Source organism: Moraxella oblonga NBRC 102422, assembly GCF_001598275.1.
GTDB lineage: Bacteria > Pseudomonadota > Gammaproteobacteria > Pseudomonadales > Moraxellaceae > Moraxella > Moraxella oblonga.
This window is the reverse complement of record NZ_BCYQ01000006.1, coordinates 64,674-81,139: the sequence shown is the minus strand read 5'-3', so window position 1 is coordinate 81,139 and position 16,466 is coordinate 64,674. Positions and strand designations below refer to the sequence as shown.

At 41.9% G+C, this 16,466-nt stretch carries 16 protein-coding genes; 9 read left to right on the top strand and 7 right to left on the bottom strand.

Translation table 11 applies throughout. The annotated features are described in order from the left end of the window. Window positions 1-25: 25 nt before the first annotated feature. Together lpxK and MOB01S_RS12765 are read right to left on the bottom strand one after the other, a co-directional pair. Window positions 26-1,039, bottom strand: a complete 1,014-nt coding sequence (gene lpxK / locus MOB01S_RS01695; protein ID WP_066800649.1) for a tetraacyldisaccharide 4'-kinase — start codon at window positions 1,037-1,039, stop codon at window positions 26-28. Between the two features lie 10 nt (window positions 1,040-1,049). Beyond that, window positions 1,050-1,670, bottom strand: a complete 621-nt coding sequence (locus MOB01S_RS12765) for a hypothetical protein (protein ID WP_245639975.1) — start codon at window positions 1,668-1,670, stop codon at window positions 1,050-1,052. Between the two features lie 154 nt (window positions 1,671-1,824). Between MOB01S_RS12765 and argA the strand changes: the two genes are divergently transcribed. After that, complete coding sequence (gene argA / locus MOB01S_RS01685; protein WP_066800646.1) at window positions 1,825-3,096, top strand: amino-acid N-acetyltransferase; 1,272 nt, start codon at window positions 1,825-1,827, stop codon at window positions 3,094-3,096. 51 nt (window positions 3,097-3,147) lie between these two features. On the opposite strand, the gene MOB01S_RS01680 is transcribed toward argA, so the two are convergent. Both MOB01S_RS01680 and MOB01S_RS01675 read right to left on the bottom strand, forming a co-directional pair. After that, window positions 3,148-3,561 (bottom strand): hypothetical protein, encoded by a 414-nt coding sequence (locus tag MOB01S_RS01680; RefSeq protein WP_066800643.1) that lies wholly within the window; start codon window positions 3,559-3,561, stop codon window positions 3,148-3,150. An 11-nt stretch (window positions 3,562-3,572) separates the two neighbouring features. Beyond that, window positions 3,573-3,827 (bottom strand): FAD assembly factor SdhE, encoded by a 255-nt coding sequence (locus MOB01S_RS01675; protein ID WP_066800641.1) that lies wholly within the window; start codon window positions 3,825-3,827, stop codon window positions 3,573-3,575. Between the two features lie 69 nt (window positions 3,828-3,896). Between MOB01S_RS01675 and MOB01S_RS01670 the strand changes: the two genes are divergently transcribed. The 5 genes from MOB01S_RS01670 to MOB01S_RS01650 all read left to right on the top strand — a co-directional run bounded on the left by MOB01S_RS01670 (window position 3,897) and on the right by MOB01S_RS01650 (window position 7,218). Beyond that, a complete protein-coding gene (locus MOB01S_RS01670) occupies window positions 3,897-4,085 on the top strand; it encodes an HAD hydrolase family protein (protein ID WP_066800771.1) in 189 nt (62 codons plus the stop codon). Then, on the top strand, window positions 4,060-4,239 hold the full coding sequence (locus MOB01S_RS01665) for an HAD hydrolase family protein (protein WP_066800639.1): 180 nt from the start codon (window positions 4,060-4,062) through the stop codon (window positions 4,237-4,239). Before MOB01S_RS01670 ends, MOB01S_RS01665 begins: the two co-directional genes overlap by 26 nt. 37 nt (window positions 4,240-4,276) lie before the next feature. Further along, complete coding sequence (locus tag MOB01S_RS01660; RefSeq protein ID WP_066800636.1) at window positions 4,277-5,692, top strand: MATE family efflux transporter; 1,416 nt, start codon at window positions 4,277-4,279, stop codon at window positions 5,690-5,692. 50 nt (window positions 5,693-5,742) lie between these two features. Beyond that, the gene (locus MOB01S_RS01655; RefSeq protein WP_066800633.1) at window positions 5,743-6,468 is read left to right on the top strand and encodes a WG repeat-containing protein; all 726 of its coding nucleotides are present in this window, start codon (window positions 5,743-5,745) and stop codon (window positions 6,466-6,468) included. A 108-nt stretch (window positions 6,469-6,576) separates the two neighbouring features. After that, on the top strand, window positions 6,577-7,218 hold the full coding sequence (locus MOB01S_RS01650) for a hypothetical protein (RefSeq protein ID WP_066800630.1): 642 nt from the start codon (window positions 6,577-6,579) through the stop codon (window positions 7,216-7,218). Between the two features lie 126 nt (window positions 7,219-7,344). Here MOB01S_RS01650 and MOB01S_RS01645 read toward each other — a convergent pair whose 3' ends face one another. From MOB01S_RS01645 to MOB01S_RS01635, 3 genes are all read right to left on the bottom strand, one after another. Beyond that, window positions 7,345-8,670, bottom strand: a complete 1,326-nt coding sequence (locus MOB01S_RS01645) for a tetratricopeptide repeat protein (protein WP_066800628.1) — start codon at window positions 8,668-8,670, stop codon at window positions 7,345-7,347. 61 nt (window positions 8,671-8,731) lie between these two features. Further along, window positions 8,732-12,265, bottom strand: coding sequence for an AAA family ATPase (locus tag MOB01S_RS01640; RefSeq protein ID WP_066800625.1), 3,534 nt, complete (start codon window positions 12,263-12,265; stop codon window positions 8,732-8,734). A 256-nt stretch (window positions 12,266-12,521) separates the two neighbouring features. Then, complete coding sequence (locus MOB01S_RS01635; protein ID WP_066800622.1) at window positions 12,522-13,328, bottom strand: sulfite exporter TauE/SafE family protein; 807 nt, start codon at window positions 13,326-13,328, stop codon at window positions 12,522-12,524. A gap of 60 nt (window positions 13,329-13,388) precedes the next feature. Here MOB01S_RS01635 and MOB01S_RS01630 point away from each other — a divergent pair, with 60 nt between their 5' ends. The 3 genes from MOB01S_RS01630 to MOB01S_RS01620 are packed head-to-tail and all read left to right on the top strand — an operon-like array spanning window position 13,389 to window position 16,448. Continuing rightward, window positions 13,389-14,243 (top strand): biotin--[acetyl-CoA-carboxylase] ligase, encoded by an 855-nt coding sequence (locus MOB01S_RS01630; protein WP_066800619.1) that lies wholly within the window; start codon window positions 13,389-13,391, stop codon window positions 14,241-14,243. Further along, entirely contained in the window at window positions 14,243-14,965 is a 723-nt protein-coding gene (locus tag MOB01S_RS01625) for a pantothenate kinase (protein WP_066800618.1), read from the top strand. Before MOB01S_RS01630 ends, MOB01S_RS01625 begins: the two co-directional genes overlap by 1 nt. Window positions 14,966-14,996: 31 nt before the next feature. Next, on the top strand, window positions 14,997-16,448 hold the full coding sequence (locus MOB01S_RS01620) for a hypothetical protein (RefSeq protein ID WP_066800615.1): 1,452 nt from the start codon (window positions 14,997-14,999) through the stop codon (window positions 16,446-16,448). Window positions 16,449-16,466: the final 18 nt, after the last annotated feature.

Genomic DNA, 16,466 nt, shown 5'->3' with positions numbered 1-16,466 from the left:
ACAAAAGGCAGGTAATCCTACCTTTTTAATTCCCAATATCAAGCTCCCCAAGCACCCTATCCATCTCCCCATACACCCCATCAGACAACACCGCCTGTACAGGCAAAATCCATACATTGTCAAAAATCGCATGGGACGAGTGTTTGGTAAGCTCACGGATTTTGATGGCATCTTTGGCGGTGATGATGATGGGCAAATCCGTAAACTCTGCCAAATCAGACAGACTAAAATCATGATGGTCGCCAAAGGGTTTTTTGACCACATCAAAGCCCAAATCAGCCAAAGTCTGAAAAAATCTGTCAGGATAGCCGATACCGCTTACGGCATAGACCTGTTGGGGTGGTAGGGATTTGTCGCCACCCAATAGTGGTATGGGCGTGCTTGGCACTAAGTGCATGGTCATCGCCGTATCATCATACAGATGTGTGCGTGCATCATGATAAATCACGCTTGCCCCATCTAGACGAGACAACGGCTCACGCAAAAAGCCTTGTGGAAAGAGCTTTTCATTGCCAAAACCACGCACCCCATCAACGACTATCCACTCCACATCACGATGTAGGGCATAATGCTGTAAGCCATCATCGCTTAAAATCAGTTGTAAATCGGGGTGATGTTGTATGAGTAGCTCAATCGCCTCACGCCGATTCGCCCCCACCGCCATCGCCACGCCTGTCTGCCCCACAATCAGGCATGGCTCATCGCCTGCGTCTTTGGGGGTGCTGTCCGCCTTTACCAAAGCAGGCTCACTCATCTGTCGCCCATAGCCACGACTAATCACCCCAACCGATATGCCTTTACTTTGTAGATACTTCACCAAAGCGATGATGAGTGGCGTTTTGCCACTACCGCCCACCGTGATGTTGCCGATGATTATCACAGGGATTGGGGCGTGGTATTTGCTAAGTTTGTCATTGTCATACAAAGACTTACGCACACGCCCCACCACCCCATACAGTACCGACAAGGGGGCAAGCGTTGTCAGCATGGGAGAGTTGCTCTGCCATGCTCGTGTGATAAGAAGTTCTAGGGTTTTCATGAATGGGAATTTATTTTACAATCGCTCGATATTTTACCACCGCCGTACCACCCACACCAATATCCTCCACCGTCCAACGCAGTGCCTTATAATATGATAATGGCAATTCTTGAACCTGACCGCCAATGTTGGCACGAATTGGCATACGCACAAAACGGCTATGATCCACGCTGGCATGGGCAAAACTTGGCGACAAGCCTCCCACAAGCTCCAACTTATCATCAATCGTCAAAGTAACGTCCATACTTCGTACACGTTCACCATGATTGGTAAAAAGCCCTTGATATTCTAAAATATCGCCAGACTTGACAGGCGTATTGGCATTGACAGGTGTTAGCATTTCTTGACCATTGATATTTTGGACGACAAAAGCATTCACCACAGAGGTGATGTTGCCTTGCGTGGTCTGATTTTGTGAAGTGTTGAGTGGTGGATTTGGTAGTGTCGTCTGTAAGGGAGCAACCGCCACAGGGGTTACAACTGGCTGGATGGGCGTGTTGTAAGTGGTGGGAGCATTTGGGTTGCCTGTGGGTTTGGCAACAAAACTCACTTCGTCTGTTGGGGTGGGCAATACTGCATGGGCGACAGTAGTCAACGTCATGGCGACCAATAAAGTAGAAAATTTACGCATGGTTTTTCCTTTAAAAAATAATATGACAACATCATACCACGAAAAGATAATCGCTACGTTAAAGATACGTTTATTTATGGTAAAAATTTCACACAAATGCCCCTTTTTTAGCAAAATTTTTATAAAATAAGCAAAATTTTTACAAGTATTCGCCATGACCCACCCAAACCCAATCCACTGGTTTCGCCATTCACTACCCTACATCAACACTCATAGGGGCAAAACCTTTGTGGTGATGATAAATAGTGAAGCCATCGCCCATGATAATTTTGCCACACTGATACAAGACTTGGCATTACTTCACAGTTTGGGCATTCGTCTGGTGTTGGTGCATGGAGCAAGAGTTCAGCTCAATCAAGCACTTGCCAAAGCAGGCATGGATAAGGATACGCCCTTTTTTGACGGCGTGCGTATCACACCAAGCTGTGCCATGCCAACCGTTTTGGCGACTGTGGGCGAATTAAACCTAAAAATACAAGGCGAATTTTCAAAAGGGCTTGCCAACACCCCCCTATTTGGGGCAAAGATTAGTACCATCACAGGCAATTTTGTTAGTGCCAAACCTTTTGGTGTGCGTCATGGTATAGACTTTATGCAAACAGGAGAAGTACGGCGTATAGATGATAACGCCATCAAACAAGCCTTAGACAACCATCACATCGTCATCATCAGCTCTATTGGTTTTTCGGCGACAGGCGAACTATTTAACCTAAACGCTACCGATGTTGCCACACATGTGGCGGTGTGTCTTGGGGCGGATAAATTCATCATTTTGGACAAAAGTCTAAGAGATGATGATGGTAATCTCATCAAGGAGCTGACCGCCTTGAGTGCCAAACAATACCCTCACCTAAAACACGCCATTGATGCCTGTGAACGTGGTGTAGAACGTGTGCAGTTGCTTGATTTTGATAAAGATGATGTGCTATTGGGCGAGCTTTTTACCACAGATGGCATGGGAACACTCATCAGTAGGCACGCCTATGACCATATCAGAGAGGCAACCATCAATGACATTTTGGGTATCATGGCACTCATCAAACCCTTAGAGATGCAGGGTATTTTGGTGGTACGTCATGAGACGGACATCGAGCGAGACATAGATGTGTTTTTTGTCATGGAACGAGACGGCAAAATCATCGGCTGTGCCTGCCTGTATGAGTTGGACAAAAACAGTAGTGAAATCGCCAGCGTTGCCATTGACCCTGAGTATCGCAGTGGCACACGTGGGGCAAATCTGCTCAAATTTGCCGAACAAAAAGCCAAACGCATGGGCAAAACCCACCTATTTGCCCTAACTACCCGCACCCTACATTGGTTTATTGAGCATGGATTTTGCGAAACATCGCCCAGTGATTTGCCAATTGAGCGTTATCAAAAATGGCAAAATGGGCGAAATTCAAAAGTGCTTGTAAAGATATTGTAATCAACCGCACGCTTGTTGTGTTGTGGGGTGTCATTGATTGCAAATTTTTGACTAAAAAAACCTTGCCAACGCCTTCAATTTGGCAAAATCCACCCCACTCATACCCCCTTTATCAATCACCACCGAATACTTCATCTCAAACGGCACAACCACATAAAAAGTCAATCTTACCGCCCATAAATTGACAAATTGGGCATGACTAAGATAGCCTTGCCACACTTCTGGCTCATCTTCATCATACATGCCCAAATACCAAATCTCTTTGACATCATCAACCGATAAAGCCACCAATGGCACATGGCGAATATGTTGTACATAAAAACACAATGCAACTAATATCATGACAGTACCATATTGCCACCACGCCACTTTTGCCAAAAATAACATCAAAAACACCAACAACAAAAACACCCCCTGTATCCACAAGGTGTGTTTGGTCGGCTTGATTGTGGTATCTAGGTACATCTTAGCATGTTTTAGGCATACTTTAACTGTTTCATTTTTTCAATCAATGCCATGACTTCTTCATCGTCAGCACTCGCCTGCCCCAAAAAAAACAAAAGCAAATCTGGGTCTTCGTGTGCCAGCAGTCTTTCAAACGCCAACTGCTCACGTTCATTGGCATCAAGATAGTGATTTTTGACATAAGGGTCAATATAAAAATCCAGCTCTTTTAATCCACGGCGGGCTTGGTAAATGATACGGCGTTGATGTAGGGTAGGTTCATTCATGGGTTGCTCTTTTATTTGCAAATGGCGTTATTTTTGCATAAAATGAGTAAATTTTCAACGGCAAAGCACATGAATACCAAACCCAAAATCGTCTTTTTTGACATTGATGACACCCTATACATCAAGCACGAAAACCGCATTCCCGATAGCGTCCTGCCAGCCCTACTTGCCCTAAAACGCCAAAATATTCACATCGCCATCGCCACAGGGCGAGGCAAAATTGGGTTTATCCATGTCAGAAGCAGTTGCTTTTGGTGATGGCTTAAATGACATAGAAATGCTCTCATCGGTAGGCGTTGGTGTGGCGATGGCTAATGGGCATGATGACCTAAAAAATGTGGCGAATTTTATTTGTCCACGCCATGATGAAGATGGCATTTATCAAGGATTAAAAATGCTTGGGGTGATTTAATTTGTGTTAAAATAATCGTTTTTTCCTTGAATTTGCCATGTATTTAGACATTAACCGTTATTCTTTTAATACTTATAAAAAAGAACTTCGCACACTCATCGCCCTTGCCTTGCCTATGTTGCTCTCCCAAATTGCCCAAGTAGGTACAGGCTTTGTGGATACAGTTATGGCAGGTGGGGCAGGAAAAGAGGATTTGGCAGGGGTAGCGTTGGGCAATAGCTTTTTTATCACCATTTACATCACACTCATGGGGGTGATGAGTGCCTTAAACCCCATATTATCAAAAACTTATGGTGCGAGCAAAAACCAAACTTTTGGCGACATTGGTGAGCTTGGGCGACAAGGCATTTGGTATGGGATAATGGTGGGTGTGATTGGTATGGTGCTGATGTGGTTTGCCATCGTGCCTTTTGAGCGATATTTTAGCAACCTAAGCCCCCGCACACTTGTCACCGCCAAACAGTATCTATGGTTTGCAGGATTTGCCATGCCTTCTGCCATGATACATCGTGCATTACACGCCTATGCATCAAGCCTCAATAAACCCAAAATCATCATGTGGGTAAGCTGGCTATGCTTTTTTGTCAATATTCCACTTAATTATATATTTGTCTATGGCAAATGGGGCATGCCTGCTCTGGGTGGAGCTGGGTGTGGGCTAGCAACCGCCATTGTTTTTTGGGTTAATGCCATTGTACTTGGGGCGTATATCATCAAAGATAAGCATTTTGCCAAATTTGGTTTAACGGACAAATTTAGCCCACCAAATCTTCGCCAATTTGGCGACATAACACGACTTGGCTTGCCTATTGGGTTTTCGTTTTTTATTGAAGTAAGTTTGTTTACGTTCACCATGTTTTTGGTAGCAAAGCTCAACAATCAACAAACCCAAACCGACAACCTTGTCGCCGCCCAACAAATCGTCATCAGCCTAACAAGTCTCATCTACATGATTCCCCAAAGTATCGGCATCGCCAGTACAGTACAAGTAGGCTTTTCGCTTGGCAAAAACAAGCCTCATAAAGCCAGATATATCAGTGGCGTGGCCATAAGTAGTGCCATGATTTTATCCGTACTAACGGCATTGTTTTTGTTGGTGGGACGTTATGATTTAGCACAAATGTATACAAATGACATGACGGTCATTGCCATCGTGGGGGTGCTTGTACTTTTTGCGTCAGCATTTCAGTTATTTGATGCGATACAATGCGTGGCAAGCTATGCCTTGCGTGGCTACCAAATCACCAAAATCCCCATGATTATCCACATCGTTGCCTTTTGGGGCTGTGGTTTATTACCCGGTATTGGACTTGCATTTTATGGAGGCATGGGCATTTATGGTTTTTGGACGGCTCTGGTGGTATCTTTGTCGGTGGCAAGCGTGCTACTGTTGTGGTATTTGGAAAGGCATAGTAAACAGGTATTGACAAAACCATCAGAATTGCTACAATAAGAACATGCATACGACACACCTACCCCATTTACCACTTTCAAGGATTCGCCATGAAAAAATTTGCCTTCGCCTTATTGTTCGTTGCAGGTTCTGCCTTTGCCAACTGCGATGACATCACCTTGCCATCACACCTAAGTTTTGGCGAACATGAAGAATGCGACAGCGAAATGGGGCTGTTTGTGGTAAGTGATGACAACACCGAACAATACGGCTTTGTCAACCAATCAGGCAAACTCATCATCAAAACCCAATTTGATGAGGCGTGGAGCTTTCAAGAAGGGCTTGCCCTCGTTGAAAAAAATGACAAATGGGGCTACATCAAAACAGATGGTAGCTACGCCATCAAGCCCACCTATGATGATGGCTGGGGATTTAGCGAAGGACTTGCCAAAGTGCAAAAGGGTGAGTATGTTGGCTTTATCAACCCCAAAAACCAAGTCATTATCCCCATCAAATACACCAACAGCAACAACTGGTACAACGAAGGCATGGTGGCAGTCGAACAAAACAACAAATGGGCAATCATTGACAACAAAGGCACAGCCATCACCAAATTTGAATACGACCGTGCGTCAAGCCCTTCCGAAGGTCGTATTTTAGTGGGTAAAGACAACAAAGATGGCGATACCAAATATGGCTTTTTGGACACCAAAGGCAAAGTTGTCATTCCGCTCATTTATGATTTTGCCACCGATTTTGAGGACGGTACCGCCCTTGTCATAAAAGATGATGAGAGCTTTACCATCAACAAACAAGGCAAAAAGACTGATGATTAAGCCCATTTAGTAACCAACCCAGCATAAACCGTGCTGGGTTTGGTCATTTGGCAAATGGTATTTGTCACATCATCAACCCATGCCCCGCCCTTTTTATTTGGAAATACCATGTTTGATGTTAAAAAAGCACTCATCGTAGGTTTGTCATGTTCTTTGTTGGCGTGCAACACCGTACCAAGTAACACCCCAACCACGCCACCTGCTCCCGAAACCCACATTTTAAAATCCCACGTTGAGCAAGGTCGCATTACCTTTGAAACCAGCCAAAATCAATACCGACTGTATGGCTGGACACTCAATCAAAAAGTGAGCGAATTTCGTACCTTTGTACAGGATTATACACCCGCCATTAAAAGTGGCACGGTCAGCATTCAAGAAAGGGTACACCCCGCTCACGCAGGCGACATCATCGCTCGTTATGAGCTTATCGTGGACGAAACCAAACTCTCGCCCGACCAAAAAATCGCCATACGCTCTCAATACCGTGCCAAACCCCACCCTACCAAAGGCATTTATGAAAAATTTCCCGCAAAAGAACTGGCGGTAACATTTAGGTTGGACGGCACACAAACGCCACTTTATCGTGTGTCCGCTGACAGGCGACTTGGCGATGAACACAAACTGGCACAGCCCATTCCCATTTGGTTCATCGGTGACAGTCGCAACCACAACGAAATCGGTACGGCGTTATTTTTCCCCATTTATATCATCATGGCGATGTTTGGTTGTGCCACCAGTCAATGTGTGTAGTTGGGGTAAGGTGCTGATTTTGGGCGTAGGTGCGTGTTATGCACCGTTTAAGGTTAATCAGCCCCAATTTTCACGAATGCAGGGCTATTTGATGCTCCATAAATACATAAATCACCCCCACATTAATTACCCTGCCGTCCGAAATGGATTTTTGGATAACTGAACTTTTGACGCATCGCCATCCAATAATCGCACAATAAATGGATAATATTCTCTTGCTCCTGTGGCAATATATACATTTTTAATATGTTTCTTTACAGGTTCTTGATAGTTAATATAAAGCCATTTATTCTCAAAATTCATTTCAACACAATCATCATTAAGTGAAGTGATATAACACATTCGGCATTCTTGCTCCTCTTGGAATGCAGAGTGTTTAACTAGGTATTGTATTGGTAATAAAATTAAATTAATTAACTCAATAACCTCTTTTTTATTTTTATCATTTGTATTATTTAGTATATTTTCTATGATTTTATACATATTATCAAAAATGTTCTTAATTTTATCTTGTATATCTTGAATAAAACCCTGATAATCATTCCAAAGCGACTCAACTTTAATTGCAATTGTCCCCTTATTCATTTCTCCATCTTTAGAAAATTCCTGATAAAATTCACGATAAAAAGTTATTTTATCTCGTTGTGCTAAACGAATATATCCAGTTTCTGGATCTATATAAATACAACGATAAACAGGCAACTTCTCAATATCCTCTTTATTTTGTTGATTTTGGGAGCGAAATTTATCTAGAGCATCTTTAGTCACGTTAAAATCTTTGATTACTTCTGACACCCTAACAAAAGAGTATGTTCCAGTAGGGCGTATATCAAAAAAATCCTCACCAAGAACAACACTAACACCTGTTGCCTCTCGTTGATTAATTTTTCCGTACAACCTAAATTGGTTTAAACTATCATGATTAAATGTAAAACAAGCAATAAATGGTGTACATTCAATACTTTTATATTCTTGATTAAAGCAAAGATCTTGATTGAAGTATTGTAATAATACATTACCCTCAACTGGATCATTCATATTATAAATATTATTCAGTCTAAATTTACTTCCTATTAGTATCTTATTTACAGTATCTGGAATGGTGTAATGAGCCAACTTTCTTTCATATTTACTCTTAAAATCTATTTTTAAACAGTCAAGTACACGACTTTGATAGAGCAACAAATCAGCAAATAACTCAAAATTCATACCACGATCTGATGTGGACGATATAATTTTCATTATTTCACAAAAAGCATAAAGAAGAAAGTCGCTACTTAAACTACGCAACTTCTGAAAAATTACACTTGATCTCTCATAGTGACCACGCATAGCATAAACACAACCAAGAGCAAACTGACTCTCTATATATTTTTGCTGACCATCATTCTCCTCTGTTACTCGTTCCCATTCAGCAATTTTGGCATCAACGATATCTTTTTGTCCACCCATTACTTTATTACCTCAATATCATAAAAAAATAAATTGAATTTATCATTATAACACCACTTCTTTACCCCTCCAAATACTTCTCCGCTTCTTCCAAATTCACCGTAACCAAACTAGAAATGCCTGCTGTTGGCATGGTGATGCCCTTTAATTCATGAGCGGTTTGCATGGCAAGTTTGTTATGGCTAATAAAAATAAACTGCACGCTGTCCGCCAACTCATGAATGAGACTGGTAAAACGCCCCACGTTGGCATCATCTAAGGGTGCATCAACCTCATCCAACACACAAAACGGAGCAGGGTGTTGTTTAAAAATCGCAAAGATGAGCGATAACGCAGTAAGCGTCTTTTCGCCTCCTGACAGTACGCCAAGCCGTGAATTTTTCTTGCCCTTAGGTTGTGCCATGAGTACCAGCCCCGCTCGCCATTTGTCGGCTTTGGAAAGCGTCTCATCATCCATAAGTGTCAAACTCGCCTGCCCACCGCCAAACACTTTGCTAAATAAAGCATTAAGCTCACCATTCACCGCATTTAGCATATCCAAAAATAAGGTTTTGGTTTTGTCATCAATGGTGCTGATGGCATCTTTGAGTTTATCCATACTGCCTTCGATGTCTTTGATTTGATTATCCATCGGCGATACACGACTTTCAAGCTCGGCAAGCTCCGCTGCTGCCGCAAGGTTCACCGCTCCGATTTTGTCAAGCTCAGCTTTGATGTCATTTAGGCGTTTACTGTGGTCAGTAAAAGTGGGCGGTTTGTGAGTAAAATCATGGAGTGTAGATGGTAAATTAAAGTTTTCATCAAATCCAAGCATTTGTTCACCCAAATCCGTTAGGCGACTTTGGGCAACCGCCACCTCCGCACTGATTTGGGTGGCGTGAGCTTGGGCGGTGGCGACTGCTGTATGAGCGTCCGTCAGTTTTTCTTGGAGTTCGCCATGCACGGTTTGTAGTGTCTTGACCTGTGATTCATGTTCATCACTTTGGGCTTTGAGTTCGGCGGTCTGGGCTTTGGCAAGTTTGAATGCCTGTTCTAGCGTGGGAAGCTGGGCAATGAGCGATTCATCTTTGGCATATGTCGCTTGGATTTCTTGTTCGGCATTGGCTAGGGCAAGTTTTGCCATGTCAAGCAGTTTGGTTTCGTGAGCTTGTTTTTGCAACAAAGACTGATTTTGTAATGTCAACGAATTTACTTTATCATGACATTCTTTGATGACACGATTCAAATGCTCCACTTGCCCACCTAGCGTGTTGAAGATATCAGTGGCGGTTTGTAATTTGGGCAATAATTTGTCAAGTTCGCTCTCACTTTGGCAAATTTGCTCATCAAATTTGAGTATATCGCTGTCATGCTCAGCTTTTTCATCATCAAGAATGGCTTGATTTTTAGCAATCATTTCAGCTTTAAGTGCATGATTTTTTAGGGCAGATTCAGCACGGAGCAAGGCCTGCTCCGCCCCATGTTTCTTGTTAATGAGCATGGCACGCTGAGCAACACGTTCATCAAAAGCAACTTTAAGTCGTACTTCATCATTGGTGAGCGTTTTGAGGGTTTGTGATTTGCTCTCCATGTCGCTTTCTAACACATCTAGCTCACTTTCTAAGTCGGCAAGGCGTGCCAAATGCCCTTCTTTTTGGCTTAAAAAATCACTTTTCGCCCCAAATTTGCTGGCAGACACCACCCCAAATCGCCCTACAATCCAACCTGTTTTAGTCAGGATAATTTTATCACCCATCACGCTTGGTATGCCCTGCCCTGTGTACAGATAAATGTTATCAAACAACGCCAATTTGGGACGGTCAATGAGTGCATTCAAGGCAAGTAGCTCGCCTTCGCTCACGGCAGGCGTTGTGCTTGGATAAAAAATGGCGGTGGGTTTTTGACCATCTGTCTCTACAATATCATTACAAGAAACATCGCCCAATCTACCATCTAGCCAAAACCCCAAAAATCCGTCCAGCACCACCCCAAAGTCTTTACCCACTTTACTTAAGCTAATCACATCTTTAAGCTGTTGTAATTGTTCATGACGGTCATGATTGGCTTGGGTGGTGGCTGTTTTTTCGCGTGGTTTTTTGGGTGGATAAACCAGTTTATGCAAAGCATCGTATTCGCCCGTCAAACTGGCATGGCGTTTTTCAAGCGTGGTAAACTCAGCTTTGAATGTGGCGACTTTTTGGCTAAGCTCATTTAGTGTGCGTTTGTCATCATCAAGCTGTATCTCGTCAATGGCAAGCGTCAAGCCCTCAATCTCACGAGCCAACCTCTCCCGTTCACCTGTATCAGCTTGGGTGCTAGCAAGGGCGGTTTTTTCACCAAGCAGGTCATCTTGGCGTTTTTGCCATTTTTGTAGGGCGATGGCTAGGCGTTGCTTGCCTGATAAAGCAAGCTGTTTTTGAGTGTCTAAGGCTTGACGAGTGGTGGTGAGTTTGTCCACATCTGCACGAGCATTTTGCCATGTGTGCTGAACACCAGCAAGCTCATTTTGGTAATTTGCCAGCACCGTTTGCACTTCGCCAAGTTCTGGAGCGGTATTGGTCAGAGCTTGGGAGATTTGGTCAAGCTCAACTTGGGCAGTTTGTATGCTCATTTGAGCATCTTTTTGGGCTTGGAGGAGGCGGTTTAGTTTATCATCAGACTGACTAAGTTCTTGATTGACTTTATAAAAATTATGTTCAGCCGTCTGCTCCGCCATGCGAGCATTATGGTATTTGTCCTTTGCATCATCTTTTAGCCATACCGCTTGGGCGATTTGTTCGCTTTTTTGGTCAAGGGCTTGACGAGCTTTGGTAACATTTTGTTCTAGTGTCGCAAGAAGTTGAGTGGATTTATTGTGTTCAGCTTGTTTTTGCCCAACCAATTTCCACGTCTCAAAAATCCGCTCCAATAATCCACTTTGCTGAATCTGGGTCATCTCTTGGTGTAGCACTTCGTAGCGTTTGGCAGATTCAGCTTGCTTGATGAGGGTTTTTTGTTGTTTTTTAAGCTCACTTTGCAAATCGGTGAGGCGTTCTAAATTATCCCTAGCATCATCAAGCTGTTTTTGCGTTTCTATACGTCTTGCTTGATAACGAGAAACACCCGCCCCCTCCTCAATGAACGCCCTAAGCTCCATAGGGCTAGATTCTACAATCCGTCCAATCATGCCCTGCTCAATCACCGCATAACTTCTAGCACCAAGCCCTGTGCCAAGAAACACATCTACCACATCACGGCGACGCACTTTTTGACCATTAATAAAATAATCCGATTTGCCCTCTTTGGTAACTTGACGGCGAAGGGTCAGCTCTTGATAGAGATTAAGAGCATGGCGAATACCTGTACTCTCATCTTGGGTATGCTCAAAAGTCAGCTCCACGCTTGCCAAACTTTTGCCAGCCCTGCCTTCTACCCCTGCAAAAATCACATCACTCATCGCCCCACCACGAAGTTGTTTGGCAGAAGTCTCCCCAAGTACCCAACGAATGGCATCAATAACATTGGATTTACCGCAACCATTAGGACCTACGATAGCCGTGATGTCATGCTTAAAGGTAAATGTGGTGGGGTTGGCAAAGGATTTAAAGCCAGCAAGTTTTAAAGATTTTAGACGCATGAGATGAGCTGATGATAAAAAAAGGGTATTTTAGCAAAAATTGGGGGAGATTGGTAAGGGGTTTACGCCAACAAATCTCTTGTGCAGAGCCACACAAAGTTTATGGCATTTTAAAAACACCATAAACTTCCCACAAACACTAGGTTTTTGTTCGCCCCAAGCTAGGTCAAAGGGTAGCACAAAACCATTATGGTTGGACTTATCTCACCATTGCATTCAACAAAAAACACACTTTTTTAAGTGTGTTTTTTTTGGTTTAACCCATCAATCCTTTATAAATCAACTGACACCCTGCCACCATGAGCAAACCACCAAAGGCTTGTTTGAGTGTTTTGGCAGGCAGGACATGGGCAAGTTTCGCTCCCACTTTTGCCATAACAAAACTACAAATACTAATACTCACAAACGCCCCAATATGGATAAAGCCAACTGTGCCAGCGACATCTAGCTTAGCAATCGCCTCACGCCCAAACCAAATAAAACCCAATGTTCCTGCAATCGCAATCGGCAAACCACACGCCGATGATGTGCCTACCGCTTGTTTCATGGGCAACCCACTACTGGACAAATATGGCACAATCACCGTCCCCCCACCAATCCCAAAAATCGCTGACAACGCCCCAATCAAGGCACTAATGATGCCTTGTACATGGGGTTTAGGTAGCTTCTTGTTGGGGTTTTCTTTGTTGGGAAAAAACAGCATTTTGATTGCCGCAAGTATCGCCCCACCGCCAATCACCGCTTGCAAAGCCTTGCCATCTACCATAGTTGCCACCCATGCTCCCACCAGCGAGCCTAGCACCAATCCTTTTACCATGTGTTTAAATACGTCCCAACGCACCCCGCCACGTTTGTGGTGAGCTGACATAGAACTGATAGAAGTCAAAATAATGGTTGCCAACGCCGTCCCTACCGCCACATGGGTTAGCACGTCCACAGGCATACCATACGCCCCCAAAATCCAAACCAAAGCAGGCACGATAATAAGACCACCGCCCACGCCAAATAACCCTGCACACACGCCCGCAAAAGACCCTGCAATCACAAACCACAAATACATCATTTTACCTACTCCTTAAAAATTTGTGCTATTATAGCCCAATTTTTCACTGATTTTAAGCCCATGCCCCATTTTTTAACGCCCACCACCCACACCCATGCCCAGTGTACAGGCAGTACCAACACCGACCTAATCCGTGCCATCGCAGACGGCATACACCAACATCACCTACCCCACCTATACACGACCGACCATCAAACAGCAGGACGAGGACAACACGGTCGCTCATGGATTAGTGGTGCAAACAATGTATTTTTGTCTTTATACATTCCTATTGGACATAAAGAATTTGACTTATCTCAATTATCAGGCTTGTTATCGTTGGCGGTAGGACATCAGATTGCCCATTTAGAAATCATTCAAACGATTAATCAAACGTATGCCAACAACCAGTTGCCTCCAATCGGTGTCAAATGGGCAAATGATGTGGGTTTTTATGACAATCAACAAAACACTTTTAAAAAACTTGCTGGTATTTTGATAGAACCTGTTTTTAAAAAAATCAACGACAAAAATACTCTTGTTGGTGTGGTGGTTGGCGTAGGTTTAAATGTCAATCATACACCCATGATTCAAGATGGTCTTTATCAAGCCACTTGCTTAAAAGATTTAAAACCAGATTTAAATCTATCTGCCCATGAATTATACATACCAATGAGCAATGCCATTTTTAAATCAATACAGATTTGCAATGCCTGCCAAGATAAAAATGAACTCAATATTTTTATTAATGAATTTAATAAAATACATCTTTTACATAATAAATCTGTACATATTTTTATTCAAAATAACATGACAGACATTCATGCAAATGGTATTTGTGTCGGCATTGGCAACCATGGCGAATTGTTATTAAAAAACAACGATGAAATCATACCCATTTATGCAGGCATGGCAAAAATAGAAGGTAATTTTTAATGAAAAAACTTTGGCTAGACTTGGGTAATACTCGCCTAAAATATTGGGTTGTAGATAACAACAAAATCATCGCCCATGACGCAAAAGAACACCTTAAAGCCCCCAACGAATTATTGCTTGGGCTTTTGGGCACACTTGCAGGCTTTAAACCGCAGTTTATTGGCATTTCTAGCGTGCTTGGTGAAAAAATCAATCATGCCATTACCAAAACTTTACAAGATTTTAACGTACCCTTTGAATTTGCCAAAGTCAATGCCACCCACTCACTTTTAAAAAGCCATTATGACCCAACCCAACTTGGCGTGGACAGGTGGCTACAAATGCTTGGCGTGGTGGATAATACCCAAAAACAATGTGTAGTGGGCTGTGGCACGGCTTTGACCATTGATTTGATTGATGAAGGCGTGCATTTGGGCGGTTATATCCTACCCAATGTTTATATGCAACGCCACGCCCTATACGCAGGCACTCAGCAGATTGACGTCAAGGCAGGCAAATTTGACAGTATCACACTTGGAAAAACCACCTTTGATGCGGTCAATCATGGTGTTTTGTTTGGGGTTGTGGGGGCGGTGCGAGCGATACAAGCAGATTATCCTGATTATCAAATAACACTCACAGGCGGTGGGTCAAATCTGCTCAACGCTCAATTTAATAATCGGTTGGCGGTAGAAAGTGAGCTTTTATTAAGGGGCTTGGAGCGATATTTTTTTAATATTTAGTTGATGTTTAACGATATTATGGAGCATGATAATGTCAATCATAAAAACAAACAGCAATCACACCATCAAGGCACAATCCAAACCACCAATGGATAATTCCACAAAATACTTTATATGCTTATCTGTGATATTTTATGGATTGTCTTTATATTTTCCTGCGTTTGGTTTTTGGAATAATGATAAAATAGATTGGTACTCTGGATTATATATATCGTCTGCCAGCCCAATTGCTTGGTTTGGTTTATTAAAGGGAAATATCGGCGTTATTGCGGTCTATGCCAATTATATTTATGTACTTGTGTTATTATCAACCATCAAAAATATTGACAGAAAATTCTTGCTATATTCTTCTTATTTTATGTTAATATTGTCATCATTCTCTATAAGTTTTAGAGATATAGGTGGCGAAATTTCGAGCCCATTAGGCGAAAAGATTGAATTTTGGGGATATGGGGCATTATTTTGGTATCTATCTTTAATCACAATTTCCTACCCAATCATTATTTATCATTTAAAAGGAAGTTATGCCAAATTAAACAATTTTATTGCTTTTCTTATTTTATTGGTATTGTTGATTTTTTGTTATCAAAATAACCTTTTTAATCATGCAAACATTCAAGAAAAAGAACGTTATTTTGATAAAAAAATAGCATTAACAACCAAACAACTATCAGGCGTAGAATTTGTGCCCATAACAAACATCAAAGTAGATGAACACACCGTATTTGAGTTTATTGATAATATTGAAAGAAGGTACGATAGGAGCTTTACAAGACCAAGCCAATATCAATATGGCGATAATTTTTATATTGAACACCCTAATTGTTATGGTAGTTGTGGCGTGATAACAGAGGTTGTTGATAAGAAAAAGGTAGATTATTATGTTGTTTATGATTATGATGAAAACTTAGAATATCATTCTACTTATAAACTGTTGGATGCCAATAAAAATATCATTTGGCAGGGACAATCTAAATACATAAAACATGAAATTTACCCAAGATATGAAGCAGAATTATCAAAATTATGGACTCATCTAAATAAATCTGGACATAAAATCAATGACATCGTCAAAGATTGGCGTCATAAAAACTATAAAAATCAAGTTTTTAATAACAAACAACCTTGTTTGTTTACATCAACACCAGACAAAATGTTAAACATTGTTAATATTAATGGAAAAACCTTTATCATTGATAATCATGTTGCAGGATATACAAAAGCAGTCTGTTCTGATGATTATATTATCGTTTATGAACACAAAACCAATATTTTAGGTATATCAAGTATTTATTTATTTGATAAAAATACAGTAACACCCATTAAAAGTTTTGATTTTTCATCACATGATAAAGTGGAATGGCTAAATACACAAACCGACCATTTGGAATTACAAGATTTTTATTTGGACATTCAAGAAAACGTATATGAAGAACCGATCATCATGGTAAAAACGCAAATGGGCGATTATCCCTATAAATAAACAAACAGATTATTCTTT

What these genes read in the sequence shown, in the direction of transcription:
- lpxK (WP_066800649.1), bottom strand. Translation starts at nt 1,039, where the DNA reads ATGAAAACCCTAGAACTTCTTATCACACGAGCATGGCAGAGCAACTCT.
- MOB01S_RS12765 (WP_245639975.1), bottom strand. Translation starts at nt 1,670, where the DNA reads ATGCGTAAATTTTCTACTTTATTGGTCGCCATGACGTTGACTACTGTC.
- argA (WP_066800646.1), top strand. Translation starts at nt 1,825, where the DNA reads ATGACCCACCCAAACCCAATCCACTGGTTTCGCCATTCACTACCCTAC.
- MOB01S_RS01680 (WP_066800643.1), bottom strand. Translation starts at nt 3,561, where the DNA reads ATGTACCTAGATACCACAATCAAGCCGACCAAACACACCTTGTGGATA.
- MOB01S_RS01675 (WP_066800641.1), bottom strand. Translation starts at nt 3,827, where the DNA reads ATGAATGAACCTACCCTACATCAACGCCGTATCATTTACCAAGCCCGC.
- MOB01S_RS01670 (WP_066800771.1), top strand. Translation starts at nt 3,897, where the DNA reads ATGAATACCAAACCCAAAATCGTCTTTTTTGACATTGATGACACCCTA.
- MOB01S_RS01665 (WP_066800639.1), top strand. Translation starts at nt 4,060, where the DNA reads ATGTCAGAAGCAGTTGCTTTTGGTGATGGCTTAAATGACATAGAAATG.
- MOB01S_RS01660 (WP_066800636.1), top strand. Translation starts at nt 4,277, where the DNA reads ATGTATTTAGACATTAACCGTTATTCTTTTAATACTTATAAAAAAGAA.
- MOB01S_RS01655 (WP_066800633.1), top strand. Translation starts at nt 5,743, where the DNA reads ATGAAAAAATTTGCCTTCGCCTTATTGTTCGTTGCAGGTTCTGCCTTT.
- MOB01S_RS01650 (WP_066800630.1), top strand. Translation starts at nt 6,577, where the DNA reads ATGTTTGATGTTAAAAAAGCACTCATCGTAGGTTTGTCATGTTCTTTG.
- MOB01S_RS01645 (WP_066800628.1), bottom strand. Translation starts at nt 8,670, where the DNA reads ATGGGTGGACAAAAAGATATCGTTGATGCCAAAATTGCTGAATGGGAA.
- MOB01S_RS01640 (WP_066800625.1), bottom strand. Translation starts at nt 12,265, where the DNA reads ATGCGTCTAAAATCTTTAAAACTTGCTGGCTTTAAATCCTTTGCCAAC.
- MOB01S_RS01635 (WP_066800622.1), bottom strand. Translation starts at nt 13,328, where the DNA reads ATGATGTATTTGTGGTTTGTGATTGCAGGGTCTTTTGCGGGCGTGTGT.
- MOB01S_RS01630 (WP_066800619.1), top strand. Translation starts at nt 13,389, where the DNA reads ATGCCCCATTTTTTAACGCCCACCACCCACACCCATGCCCAGTGTACA.
- MOB01S_RS01625 (WP_066800618.1), top strand. Translation starts at nt 14,243, where the DNA reads ATGAAAAAACTTTGGCTAGACTTGGGTAATACTCGCCTAAAATATTGG.
- MOB01S_RS01620 (WP_066800615.1), top strand. Translation starts at nt 14,997, where the DNA reads ATGTCAATCATAAAAACAAACAGCAATCACACCATCAAGGCACAATCC.